The following is a 13,329-nucleotide window of genomic DNA, read 5'->3' on the forward strand; positions in this document are numbered from 1 at the left end:
TATTCCTTATTTACTTCGGGGCTGGTTATCATCGGGAGCGATGTTCATTATTTGGAGTGCTCCTTTCATGATTTCAGCAAAAACAGGCGCGGCAACCGAGCCGCCATAATATTCATCGCCTTGAGGCTCATTGACGACCACAACCAAAGCCAAACGGGGATCACTGACCGGCGCTATCCCAGCGGTAATCGTGACATACTCATCACTATATCCGCCTCTGGTTGCTTTCCGTGATGTTCCCGTTTTTGCCGCAATCCGATACCCGGGAATCGCAGCCCTTGTCGCGGTTCCTCCGGGTTGGGTTACCGTTTCCATATATCCCAGCACTAACTTTGCGGTATCATGGTCAATCACCTGCTTCGACATGTCCTGCTGGTTATTCTCGATAATATGCAACGGTTGATACAGGCCATAATTCCCCAGCGTCGCATAAGCATGAACCAGTTGAATCGGTGTGACAGAAATGCCATATCCAAATGCTAAAGTTGCGATCTCGAATTTAGACCATCGTGTCCGGTTGGGGAAAATCCCCATGGATTCGCCAACCAAATTCAATCCGGATAGCTCGCCTAACCCGACGGAACCATAGACGCCTAATAACGCCTGAATCGGCATCCTTAAAGCCAGTTTCGCAACCCCGATATTACTCGATTTTTGGAGGATCTTTTGTAGGTTGGCTTTTCCGGCCCGAGACACATCCCGAACACGGCTACCACCAATTCGGAAAACGCCGTTCCCAGTATCAATCACCGTATCCGGCGTGGCGGCACCATTTTCGAGTGCTGCAATCTCCGTAAACGGTTTAATGGTTGAGCCCGGTTCCATGGCATCGGTCAAAACCCGGTTTCTCATGCGAAATGTTTGAAGATCAGTGCGATTATTCGGGTTATACGAGGGGGCATTGACCATTGCCAGAATGGCACCGCTTTTCACATCCACAATCACTGCCGATGCCGATGTTGCCCGGTGATCCGCCTTCGCTTGTTTTACCGCCCGATAAGCAATCGCCTGAATCCTTTGATCGATGGTGAGCTGTAACGGCTTTCCTTCCTGCTTGGCTTCTAAGGCAATATTCTCAACGACCCGCCCATAACGGTCTTTACGAATCACCTGTTTGCCGGCTTCACCGCTGAGCCAGTTGTCATAACTTTTTTCGACCCCTTCTAATCCGTGACCATCAATCCCGGTAACACCAATCAAGTGAGCACTAACTTCACCAGAAGGGTAATAACGTCGCGATTCAGATTTCAGGCCGACACCTTTTAATTTCAGCTCACGGATGTATTTTGCCATCGGTGGATTCACCTGACGCTGCAAGTAGATAAAGCGACGGCTTTTATTGTCAGAAATTTTATCAATCAACGCCTGCCGATCGAGTCCCAGCACATCGGCTAAAGCGTACCAGCGGTTCCGCTCGTCCAATTCATGATATTTAACAATAGTTGCAGGGTCGGCCCATACAGCATCGACAGGGACACTCACGGCCAGCGGCTCTCCGTTTCGATCGGAGATGATCCCCCGTGCTGATGGAATTGTTTTCGCGCGGATTGAGCGCAAGTCGCCTTGATACACCAAGTTATCAGGCTCAATGACCTGAATATAGGCGGTACGCCCAACCAGAATGCCAAAGGCAGAAAAAACAAAAAGTAAGATAATATAGAAGCGCCAACGGATGAAAACATGGCTTTGAGAAAGCTGCTTTTTGGGAGAGGATTCTATCTTTTTCATTTCAGAGGAACTACCACTTCCTTGTCTGCATCGGGACGAATCATATTCAGGTCTTTCTGCGCCAAATCCTGAACTCGGCTGTTATCTGAAAGCGCCGTTTCTTCCAATAGCAGGTTACGCCATTCACTATCTAAGCGCTCTCGTTCAACCATTTCATGTTCTCTGGCAGTGATAGCGAGCCGAGCTTGATGGGTCGTAAACACAATACCCATCGCGGTAACAAACATAATGAAAAGCAAAAACAGCGCTAAACGACCCACGGTAAATAGATCGGTCAAAATCAATCGAACCAGGTTCGGATTGAACTGGCTGTTTTTTGTCTGTGTCATGCCAGCTTTTCCGCAATCCGGAGCACTGAACTTCTGGAGCGGGTATTCTGTGCGACTTCTTGTTCAGAAGGTTTGATAGCCTTACCAATCGTCTTGAGGTGAGCACTGCCCAACGCCTGAATCTGAGCATCCGTTAAAGGAAGTCCATGAGGAACCTCAGGCCCTTTGCTCTCTTTACGCATAAAATGTTTCACCATACGATCTTCTAACGAATGGAAACTAATGACAGATAAACGACCTTGTGGCGCAAGGATCGATAACGCACCTTTTAGCGCACAATCAATTTCTTCTAATTCACTATTGATATAAATCCGAAACGCCTGAAAAGCGCGCGTCGCAGGATGTTTCTTCTCTTTATAATTTTTCGGCACGACATCGGCAATCAGTTGAGCCAATTGCCGGGTCCGCAATAACGGCTCATTCTCTTCATCATCGCGATAATTGATAATTGCTTTAGCGATTCTGCGGGCATAACGATCTTCACCAAATTCACGAATGACCCAAGTGATATCATCTAAATCCGCTTCACTCAGCCACTGCGAAACCGGAATACCTGATGTCGGATCCATGCGCATATCCAACGGACCATCTTTTAAAAAGCTGAATCCGCGGTCAGCGTCATCCAACTGCGGTGAAGAGACGCCTAAATCAAACAGAACACCATCCACTTTACCATTCAAGCCATATTCCTCGGCATAATCAGCGATTGCGGAAAACGGGCCATGAATGATCGTAAAACGGGGGTCGTCGATTTGTCGGGCGACTTCAATCGCCTGTGGATCACGATCGATACTGTAGAGTTTTCCTTGTGGGCCTAATTTGGACAAAATCGTACGCGAATGCCCACCCCGGCCAAACGTGCCGTCGATGTAGATACCGTCCGGTTTGATATCCAGTCCTCGGATTGATTCATCCAACAGGACGGAAATATGCTGAAATGCTGTCTGCGTCATTTGTTCTCTCGTAAAACCTATGCAAGTAACCCATCCCATATGCAACAAATACAGGGGCCGAATACGTTCAACTTGCTCAGAACACTATGGTAGTAGAATGCCTGAAACACTGCTACCATCTTCCCGAATACCAGACGTGATATTGCACCAAGTTTAAACGATCTGGGACAGATAACGTCAATATAAAGCAAAAAACCCATCATGACTGAATATCATGATGGGTCAAGAATAGCCGGAGTTAACCTATAAGCCGGGTTCTGTTCCGTTTTGCAACGGTAGTAGCCATTCCTCTAGGCCAGCAATCGCTCACTGGCTCAAGCAACCTACCCGCTCCCAGACGCGAGCCACGCCATATGAGAGCCTATTTGGTCTTGCTCCGGGTGGAGTTTACCTTGCTACGAACTGTTACCAGACGCACGGTGCGCTCTTACCGCACCCTTTCACCCTTACCTGACCCAAGGGTCATCGGCGGTCTTCTCTCTGCTGCACTTGTCGTGGGCTTACGCCCCCCAGGCGTTACCTGGCACCCTGCTCTATGGAGCCCGGACTTTCCTCCCCTTTATCAGTCTCCCCCAGCAAAACTAAGGGACATCAATAAAGCAGCGACTACCCAGTCAACTCCGAGCGCGAATTGTATAGAGAAAGAGAAACGCTGTCTACCGATGAAAAAGCGACTGGTTGTTTTTCCATCCGATATCAGCATGATTGAACCGTATCAATTCGGATGTTTTGTTCCCACTTATTGCTGACATTTAGATAAAAGACCAGTCTCTGCCGAAAGCAGTTGTTTACTTCTCAAACCGTTTAAATTCATGAATAGCATCGGTAAGACAATCGCCGTGAAAACAATGTTTGATAACGGCACCGACAACCACACGCCTTCAATCCCCCACAGTCTTGGTAAAATAAACAAGAAAGGCAATTGCACCACCATGTTTCCAACTGAAACAAACAAGGCTTGACCGCCTTTCCCTACCGCCACAAAGTAAATAGACGCCATAAATAAGAAGCCATCTAAAAACAGCGCCATCAAATGCAAACGAATCCCAACCTTGGTGGCCTCAATTAACGGCCCGTTCGCATGTGTAAAGAAGCTGGCGAAAAATTCCGGGAAGCAATTCAACACAATAACCACAACAATGCCGGAACCGACAGTCACAGAAAATGCTAATTTCACGGTTTGGATAATGCGCTGGTACTGCTTTGCCCCAAGGTAATAACTGACTGGCGGCTGTAAGCCACTGACCAGACCTTCAGCAAAAAAGTAATAACAACCGGCTAAATAACCGACAATGGCAAACGCCGCTAATTGGGTCGTGTCGCCATAGTCCATAAAGAGTCGGTTGTGCAGGGCGATGATAAAACTCATATAGATAAACATCACCAAGTTTGACGCGCCCAACTGCATCATTCGCTTAGCAATACTGCTATCAAACTGATTGAGCGATAAGGTGGTTTTTGCTTTAGACGAGGTAAAATACCGCAGGCATAAAACGCATGTCGCAAGCTGTGCAATCAAGGTTGCCACCGCCGCCCCTTTTAACCCCATGCCTAACATCCCTAAAAAGACATAGTCCAAAACAATATTCAGTAATGCCCCGACCACAATAAACAGCGTGGCCATATTCGGACTATCATCATTACGTACTAGCATCGGCATCGCACTGGCGCCAATGGAAATCAAAGCCCCATACGACATGATTTCAACATACTGCCAACTCAGCATCAGCGTGTGACCCGTCGCACCTTGCAGGTGCAAACCACTTTTGCCGAAGATAATAAACACCAGTGAGGCAAATAAGCCAATGCCGACCACCAAAAACAGAGCCGTCACCAATGTTGCTTGCGTTGCATAGAGATTCTTCTCGCCGCGATACTGGGACAACACACTGCCGCCGCCCATGCCGATGAGAAGCCCAAAGCCCATGATCAGACCCAATAACGGAATCGCCATATTGATGCCGGCTAATCCTTCACTCCCGACATAACGTCCGACAAAGAAACCATCGATGATCTGGTACAAACCACTCACCAGCATGGCGACAATAGAAGGAATCGCAAAGCGCCAAAAGGCCTGTGCAACCGATTGGGGTAGCTGAGTTGGTGTCACGGTTGGCATTTTGCCTCTCCCATTGCATAGATGTGGGAGAATCATATAACGAATTGAGATACAATAAAGTTAGTTACTATCTGATTATGGGATAGGTCAACAACATTCAATCGGCAAACTGAGCCATTGGAGAACGATATGAACTGGACTCTTGATCAACTGCTCGCTTTTGTGACCGCCGCCGAATCAGGCTCTTTTTCTGCCGCTGCAAGAAAGCTGAATAAAGCACAATCACGCATCAGCAGTGCGATTTCCAATTTAGAACTTGATTTAGGTTTTGAGTTGTTTGATCGCCGTTCTAAGTACCCGGTACTCACCTCACTCGGAGAAGAAATACTGCCCGAAGCGCAAGCTGTTCTAAACCAATGTTTACGCTTGGAATCAAGGGCCTTAACGGCCGCACGTCAGGAGCCGATTTCATTACGCATTGCCATAGACGAGGCGCTTCCCTTAGAAACGATCCATACCATTTTTCCCCAATTCGGCGATACCTTCCCCAACACTCACTTGGTCATCACCAATGGTTCCCAAGATGACATAGCCGTAGCGATTGCCAATCACAACGCGGATATTGGCCTCATGATCAGTAATGATGAATTGCCCGCTAAATTACAACTACACCCGCTTGGCTATTTCAAACAGGTTCTCATTGTTGGAAAACAGCACCCTCTGGCCAGTAAAGACACCCTAAGCTTGGCGCAATTACAGCAGTATCGACAATTCGTATTATGCAATCGCTCAGGAGAAAATCGGGAACATGCCTTAAGTCCAGACCATTGGGACATCGATAGTTATTATTTAATTTGTGAGTTGGTCACACAGAATCAAGGATGGGCCATTGTGCCTGAGCATATAGCCAGCGATAAGTCGTTTTCTCAGCATATCAAAATCGCCAGAAGCGACGTGTTATCGGATCGCTTTATTGAAGTCGGCATTGTCACACTTATCCAAAACCCGAGCTCCAAGCTAACGGATTGGATTATTGACAAAATGCGCCAATTGATGGCAAATCACCCGAATGAAAGAGCAACATAATGACACCGTAATACGCTGCTCAATGGGGGAACGATAAATAGATAAAAGAGTGGTATTCTTATCAAGAATACCACTCTGACGTAAACCATCGATTAACGGCTGACTACTTCACTTTCAACAGCGACAGAATCGCGGTAAATTCCACGACAGCCTTAGAGCTATCTGCATTACTACTTTCCAGCTCACTGACAATTTCTTTAAGCTTGGTCGAAGACTCATGAATACCAACCAAGCTCCTATTTATATCCTCTGCCACGTTCGATTGCTGCTCTGCCGCTGCTGCAACTTGGATTGTATTATCCGAAATCCCTGCCACCCTTTCATTCACAATGCCCAATTTATTCGTATTTTCGACAGAAGAAGCGACGGTTTGCTGAGCACTTTCTTGGCTCTCCTCGATCAACGCCACAGCCGATTGAACATCCTGTTGCAAGCCTTTGATCAGGACATCCACTTCTTCTGTTGACTCCTGTGTTCGTGCCGCCAAATTACGCACTTCATCAGCCACCACGGCAAATCCTCGACCTTGATCCCCCGCGCGAGCCGCTTCAATGGCTGCATTCAATGCCAATAAATTAGTTTGCTCTGCAATCGCTCGAATCGTATCCAAAATACTGTAAATAGAATCACTGCGTTGAGACACCTGTGCAACTTGATTGCTGGCATCGTTTAACTGAGCTGCAAGACCTTCAACCATCTGTCGATTCGATTGAACAAGCTCATACGACTCAGTTAAGTACTGACTAATTTCTGTTGCGGCTTCACCATTATGCCGAGCCAAGTTTGCGACTTCTGTTGCCGAGCTAGACATTTCCGTGACAGCGGAGACAACAGAATCTATCTGCTCTGCCTGTACCAAAGTGGACTGATGGGCTGTCGCTGTCGCCTTGGTAAACTCATCATTCGTTTTAGCAACCACATCTCGCTGCTGAATCAGACGAATCATCATGTCCTGCAATTTACCCGTAAACTGATTAAATCCTTGCGCCAACAACACAAGCTCTAAATGGTTTTGTGTATCGAGACGCTGGGTTAAATCGCCTTCTTCTGACGCTAGTTTTTCCATGCGCAAAGCAATACTACGTAGTGGTGACGTTACCGTATTGACGACTAAAAAGACTAGCACAAGTCCAGCCAATAACAGTCCGATGGACAATCCCATAAACAAAGTGATTGAACTGTGTGTTTTTTCATCCAGTTGACTGGACATTTTGGTGACAGGCGCTAATAAAACAGAAGTTGGCACAGAGACATAGATTTTCCAGACATTGGGAGCCGCATTGATGGTCATGCTGCTGCTGTATACCCATTGTTTATCATCTTTGATTAGCCCTGATTTTTGATTCGCAAAGCTGAGTCCCACCGTGTTCATATTTTTACCGATCGCATCAGGCACTTCGCTGGATCCCACAACCAAACCTTTTTCACTGACAATGGTAATCTTACCCTCGCCACCAAATAAGTGACTGCTGATTTGCTCCAGCTTTTTTTGAATCTCAGACAAATTGACATCCGCACCAACCATACCAACAAACGTTCTCTCTGCTATAACAGGTGCCGAATACGTGGTCATCAATACTTTTTGACCATTTGTCAGTTCAAATAGATAAGGGTCTGATAAACATGCTTTTTTCGTGTCCATCGGGCACAAGTACCATTCGGATACTCGAACGCCATTTTCATCCTTATCCTGAACATATTTCATGTCGGGCTGTCCCGCACTGTAAATATAGTTCTCCTGACCATCTTTTAACCAATAGGTGTCTAAAGTGCCAACTGAAGATGTATGATCACCGGTCCCCATCGACGCTTGGTCTTTACCATCATAACCATTCGGTTCAAATTGTGCGTACAGCGCATTCATATGCGGTGAGCTTTTGAGCAACGACAGAGTCATATCTTTAACTTTTTGACGAGCAAAAGGAAGGCCGCCATTGCCCACTGCTGTATCCGCTAAGACTTTAGAAAAACTGGTCACAACCGCTGCTGTATCGCCAAGATAATTAGACACTTGGGCATGAACTTCACTGGCTGCCGACTCTAGTAAAAGGCCGGCTTGCTCTTCTTGATACAGTTTTAATTCATTGGCAGAAAAATCACTCAAAGAACGAATTGAGTGCGCAGACAAATAAATCAGTATGCCGATAAGGCAAGCAAAGAACACACCGGTTATCACAACCAATTTTATTCTGATACTGAATTTAGACATAAAAAAACACCTCAGGTCAGATTTCATATATTTTCTAAACCGACATCGATAAGAAAACACAGCCTTAGATTGAAGTCACATCCAAAACAGCACAGGCCAAAACAGGATGCTCTCTATAAAGGTTAGTATTTTTTCTATATAAATCACTTTATCGGTTATTTGTGATAAAACTCGTCAATTCCTACTGAGAGAAAGAAAAGGCAACTCACTGGCGAAAGACGCGAGCAATAATGATCGCTTCATACCACTCAACGCATTTCTGTCATGTCTTCGATGGCGCAGTTATCTGCTTGCAGATTATCTTGGTGATGGCAAAGAGAAAGTCCATTAGGCAAGCTCTGGTGCATCTAAATCCAGGCCCATGTCTTTTAAGACGTTACCAGCGGTGTGAAAGGCATCAACCGACGCGGGTACGCCGCAGTAAATTGCTACTTGCTACATTACACGGACTTGGCGCGTTAAGACACCGTTTATTCGATAGAAAAAATGATGTTTTGAAGAGGATTCTCTAAAGATCAGTCGTCATACTCCAATTAGCCCTGATTAGAGAAAACAGGAGAGTTCAGCAGCAACATCAGACAAAAAAAGCCCCCGTTCAGCAACTGCGGAACGGGGGCTTTTTTATCATTCATCGGATCAATCCAAATGTTCAAGTCCCCATTTGTAAAGCGCATTTTTCTTCAGATGATAAATTTCAGCCACGAGACCGGCAGCTTTTTTTAAAGGCAGCTCCTGAGTCAGAATCTTGAGTGTCCGAAGTGCATCTTCAGGAAATTCATCCCGTTCAGAACGCCGATAGCCATGAATCAGTAACACCATTTCTCCCTTGCGACGGTTTTCATCTTCCATTACCCACGGGATTAACTCTCCCAATGGTAACCCCTGAATGGTCTCAAAGGTTTTCGTCAACTCTCTTGCCAGCACGACTTCGCGATCAGGCCCGAGCACATCCTGCAAATCATGGAGTGATTCAATAATGCGATGGGTTGATTCATAGAAAATACAAGTTCGTTCCTCATGAGCGATCTCTGCTATTTTATCTTTACGAGCTTTGGTTTTCGGGGGAAGAAATCCTTCAAAACTAAATCGGTCCGACGGTAAACCGGAAGCGCTTAATGCCGCGATAACAGCACAAGCCCCGGGCAGAGGGACTACTTTTACACCCGCCTGACGACAAAGTTTAACAAGATGATATCCTGGATCGCTGATCAACGGTGTTCCGGCGTCAGAAACTAAAGCAATCGACTGTCCGGATAGCAGTTTGTCAACCAATACCGAAGCTTTCTCCTGTTCATTATGATCGTGGAGAGAAAAAGTTTTGGTTTGAATGTTCAGGTGAGATAAAAGTTTCCCAGTGTGGCGCGTATCCTCAGCAGCGATCATGTCGACCTGAGAAAGAACATCAATGGCTCTTTGCGTTATATCGCCTAAATTACCAATTGGCGTAGGAACAATGTATAGTGTTGTCGCTTGCTCCTGCAACGTTTTATGATTCGTCATTTGTTTATCATCACTTCAAAGATTATTATAGAGACAATTTTACCGGAATAAATTACAGCTCATGGCTCAGAAAAAGCATAACAGACTCAATGTGGCACGCCTAATCACTCAGATTACATTCACAATCTTTCTTGCGGCATGTGCTTCCAATTCAATAGACTCGAACCGTGTCGATATTACTCAACGTCCGACACTCAGTTCGCAGGACTATCTCATGAGAGCCAATAGCACTGAAGGGTCAATACAAAATGACTGGCTGATCATGGCGCTAAAAGCAGCGGTGAAAGAAAACCAGGTCGCCCAAGCGAATCTACTGTTATTCCGACTGACCAAACAAAAATTGTCAGAAACGCAACAAGCGGAATGGCAACTTGCTCGAGCCAGACTCTTTCTCAATAATGATCAGAATGAAACAGCACTTAAACGACTGACTTTTAAACCTTGGTGGAAACTTCCTGATGCTCAATGGTTAGCATTCTATCAGACTAAAGCCGATATTTTCATGAGTCTTGAAAAATGGTTTGATGCCGCCCGAGCTTTAGTCGAGGTCTATGACCTGAGTCCACAGAATGTCCAGGCTAAAGTTGCTCGTCAGATTTGGCAGAATCTTTCCCATTATTCCGCGACAGAGATTACAGAGTTAAACGTTGCATCCGATGAAGATGAATTAGCGGGTTGGCTCCAACTCGCCATCTATATGAAAACGCTGGATGGCAATTTCTCACAACTTAAAAATACACTCGAAAAATGGTTAGCGGAGAATAGCCATCACCCGGCTGCTATCCATATGCCCGGAGGTGTCAAAGCGGTTCTGGCGATGAAAATCTCAACCCCAAAAAGAACAGCTTTACTCCTGCCATTGAGCGGTAAGTTTTCTCAGCAGGCTCAATTAATCCGAGACGGATTTATGTTTGCGATGATGAATGATCGGGACAGAGATACCGATATGACGCTGAATGTGATCGATACAAATGAGCAATCATTTTCAGATACAGTCAATCAATTGATGCAAGAGCATATCGACTTCGTTGTCGGTCCGCTAATCAAAGACGATATTACCCAACTACAGCAGATAGAGAAGCAAAAGAAACACCAAATCCCTATGTTGGCCTTAAATATTCCGGAAAATATCAGTTCGAATTCGCCTGCATGTTACTTTGCCCTGTCTCCTGAACAAGAGGCCAGCCAAGCCGCAAAACATTTGTTCCGCTTGGGATATCAGTATCCAATGATCCTTGTGCCGCAAGGAAGCTATGGTGAACGGGTCGCAGAAGCCTTTCAACAAGAGTGGCAAAAGTATAGTAAGCATCCACTTACAATCAGTCGGTTTGGTGATAAACGTCACTTACAGCAAAATATCAACACGGTGTTCGGTTTGCAGAATAGCCAAAAAAATATTGCTCAAATGGAATCATTGCTAGATATGAAGCTGGAAAGTCAGCCGCGTAGCCGACGCGATATCGATACCGTTTATATTGTTGCCAACAGCGCTGAACTCACACTCCTCAAACCATTTATCGAAGTGGCGATCAACCCGGATACGACGCAGCCGAAACTGTTTTCAAGCTCCCGGAGTAATAGTAGCAATCAATATGAAGATCTCTCGGGGGTCACATTCAGTGATATTCCGTTACTGCTCAAGCCACAAGCTGCGACCAAAGAACAGATGGAAGATTTGTGGCCAAAAGATTCCAATGCTGAGAAACGATTGAAAGCGATGGGAATGGATGCGTACACTTTAATGACATCGCTCCCGCAAATGAAAGCGGTCGAGGGATATCAAGTTCAGGGGCAAACCGGCACGCTCAGCATTGATAAACAGTGTATCGTGCAGCAAGAATTAACTTGGGGAGAGTATGGCTCGCTTTAGCCATCGCGAGATCGGTGCTCGCTATGAACAAGCAGCCTCAGCTTTTTTACTGGCACGAGGCTTACAATTGATCACCCAAAATTTTTCATGTCGTACCGGTGAAATCGATCTGATTATGCGCGATCAACAAACGACTGTATTTGTTGAAGTAAAGTATAGAAAAAACCGACACTTCGGTCATGCGGCTGAAGCCGTGACACCGACAAAAACCAAAAAATTAATTCAGACAGCTCAGTTCTGGTTATTAACACAAGGTTTGTCACCTTATGACACTGATTTTCGTTTCGATGTGATTGCTATTCATCAAAATGGCAATGACATCGATTGGTTCCAAAATGCAATAACGCAGGAATAATCGATGCTCGAAAGCATTAAAGCTAGTTTTACTGAAAGTATTCAAATTCAGATTGCTGCCGCTGAAGCATTACCAGATGCTATTACACATGCAGCACAGGCCATGGTTGCCAGTTTGCTCAATGGTAACAAGATCCTTTGTTGTGGTAATGGTGGGTCATCAGCAAACGCCCAACAGTTTTCATCTTGCCTACTCAACCGTTTCGAAACTGAGCGCCCTAGCCTACCGGCTATGGCCCTGACGGCAGACAACACGACGATGACAGCCGTCGCCAACGATTACCATTACCAAGAAATTTTTTCCAAACAGGTGCGAGCCTTTGGGCAAGCAAACGACATCTTGCTGGCAATTTCAACCAGTGGGAATAGCAAAAATATTATCAAAGCCATGGAAGCAGCAGTGACCCGAGACATGACTATCATTGCTCTGACAGGGAAAGATGGTGGTGAAATGGCTGGTCTATTGGGAGAAAACGATGTAGAAATTCGTATTCCTTCTCTCCGCACTGCCCGTATTCATGAAGTCCATATGGTGACACTGCACTGCCTTTGTGACCTGATTGATCAAGTCTTATTTCCACCCCATGAAGAGTAAATCATGAAAAACTTAACCATTCTGATTACGTTATCTCTTGCAGTCATGTTATCTGGATGTGTTGGGTTGTTTATTGCTGGTGCAGCAACAACAGCCGATATCGTCACAGATCCACGAACCACTCAAGAAATCTGGGATGACAATTACATTGAAGCTGAAATAACCGGCTTGATCAGAAAACCCCCTTACCGCGGCAAGACCCGTATTGTATCCAACTCATTTCGTGGTGTTGTTGTATTGATGGGTCAATCTCAAGATGACAATCTTTTGAAATCATTAGAAAAAGATGTACAGCAAGTTAAGGGGGTCAAAGAAGTCCATGATCAGGTTCGAATTCGAAAGCCCCTAAGTACATCGGATATAAGCGAAGACAGTTGGATCACCACAAAAGTTAAATCATCACTGTTAACGGACAATCAACTGAGTGGTGTTAAGATTAAAGTGATTACGGAAGATAAAGAAGTGTTCTTATTTGGCTATGTCACACCGGAACATGGTAACCATGCTACCGAAATAGCACGTAATATCTCCGGTGTGAAACGAGTGATTAAAGCGTTCCAATATTCACCCAGTCAGCAGAAAAAATAATAAACTGTGGGCGATAAAGCATCACTATCATGACCGAAATAAAAAAAGCAGCAAAAGC

11 protein-coding genes and 1 other RNA gene are annotated in these 13,329 nt (G+C 45.5%); 5 read left to right on the forward strand and 7 right to left on the reverse strand.

The features are described 5' to 3' along the window. Positions 1-6: 6 nt before the first annotated feature. From MKS89_RS12100 to MKS89_RS12120, 5 genes are all read right to left on the reverse strand, one after another. Complete coding sequence (locus tag MKS89_RS12100) at positions 7-1,728, reverse strand: penicillin-binding transpeptidase domain-containing protein (protein WP_072955987.1); 1,722 nt, start codon at positions 1,726-1,728, stop codon at positions 7-9. Continuing rightward, the gene (gene ftsL / locus MKS89_RS12105) at positions 1,725-2,057 is read right to left on the reverse strand and encodes a cell division protein FtsL (protein ID WP_072955985.1); all 333 of its coding nucleotides are present in this window, start codon (positions 2,055-2,057) and stop codon (positions 1,725-1,727) included. Before ftsL ends, MKS89_RS12100 begins: the two co-directional genes overlap by 4 nt. Beyond that, a complete protein-coding gene (gene rsmH / locus MKS89_RS12110; RefSeq protein WP_072955982.1) occupies positions 2,054-3,010 on the reverse strand; it encodes a 16S rRNA (cytosine(1402)-N(4))-methyltransferase RsmH in 957 nt (318 codons plus the stop codon). Before rsmH ends, ftsL begins: the two co-directional genes overlap by 4 nt. A gap of 230 nt (positions 3,011-3,240) precedes the next feature. Then, positions 3,241-3,632: RNase P RNA component class A (gene rnpB, locus MKS89_RS12115), an RNA gene on the reverse strand. 117 nt (positions 3,633-3,749) lie between these two features. Beyond that, entirely contained in the window at positions 3,750-5,129 is a 1,380-nt protein-coding gene (locus MKS89_RS12120) for an MATE family efflux transporter (protein ID WP_072955979.1), read from the reverse strand. Positions 5,130-5,258: 129 nt separating this feature from the next. On the opposite strand from MKS89_RS12120, the gene MKS89_RS12125 reads away from it, so the two are divergent. Then, the gene (locus MKS89_RS12125) at positions 5,259-6,155 is read left to right on the forward strand and encodes a LysR family transcriptional regulator (protein ID WP_072955976.1); all 897 of its coding nucleotides are present in this window, start codon (positions 5,259-5,261) and stop codon (positions 6,153-6,155) included. 103 nt (positions 6,156-6,258) lie between these two features. Here MKS89_RS12125 and MKS89_RS12130 read toward each other — a convergent pair whose 3' ends face one another. Together MKS89_RS12130 and rsmI are read right to left on the reverse strand one after the other, a co-directional pair. Beyond that, the gene (locus MKS89_RS12130) at positions 6,259-8,364 is read right to left on the reverse strand and encodes a methyl-accepting chemotaxis protein (RefSeq protein ID WP_072955973.1); all 2,106 of its coding nucleotides are present in this window, start codon (positions 8,362-8,364) and stop codon (positions 6,259-6,261) included. 636 nt (positions 8,365-9,000) lie between these two features. Continuing rightward, a complete protein-coding gene (gene rsmI, locus MKS89_RS12135; RefSeq protein ID WP_072955971.1) occupies positions 9,001-9,864 on the reverse strand; it encodes a 16S rRNA (cytidine(1402)-2'-O)-methyltransferase in 864 nt (287 codons plus the stop codon). Between the two features lie 61 nt (positions 9,865-9,925). Here rsmI and MKS89_RS12140 point away from each other — a divergent pair, with 61 nt between their 5' ends. From MKS89_RS12140 to MKS89_RS12155, 4 genes are read left to right on the forward strand one after another with little or no spacing between them, the layout of a single operon-like run. Continuing rightward, on the forward strand, positions 9,926-11,734 hold the full coding sequence (locus MKS89_RS12140; protein ID WP_072955968.1) for a penicillin-binding protein activator: 1,809 nt from the start codon (positions 9,926-9,928) through the stop codon (positions 11,732-11,734). Continuing rightward, positions 11,721-12,089 (forward strand): YraN family protein, encoded by a 369-nt coding sequence (locus tag MKS89_RS12145; protein WP_072955965.1) that lies wholly within the window; start codon positions 11,721-11,723, stop codon positions 12,087-12,089. The genes MKS89_RS12140 and MKS89_RS12145 overlap by 14 nt, the downstream gene beginning before the upstream one ends. Positions 12,090-12,092: 3 nt before the next feature. Beyond that, positions 12,093-12,683, forward strand: coding sequence for a phosphoheptose isomerase (locus MKS89_RS12150; protein ID WP_072955957.1), 591 nt, complete (start codon positions 12,093-12,095; stop codon positions 12,681-12,683). A 3-nt stretch (positions 12,684-12,686) separates the two neighbouring features. Continuing rightward, on the forward strand, positions 12,687-13,271 hold the full coding sequence (locus tag MKS89_RS12155) for a BON domain-containing protein (RefSeq protein ID WP_072955954.1): 585 nt from the start codon (positions 12,687-12,689) through the stop codon (positions 13,269-13,271). Positions 13,272-13,329: the final 58 nt, after the last annotated feature.

The sequence above is a fragment of the Vibrio gazogenes genome (genome assembly GCF_023920225.1).
In the GTDB taxonomy this organism is placed as follows: Bacteria; Pseudomonadota; Gammaproteobacteria; order Enterobacterales; family Vibrionaceae; genus Vibrio; species Vibrio gazogenes.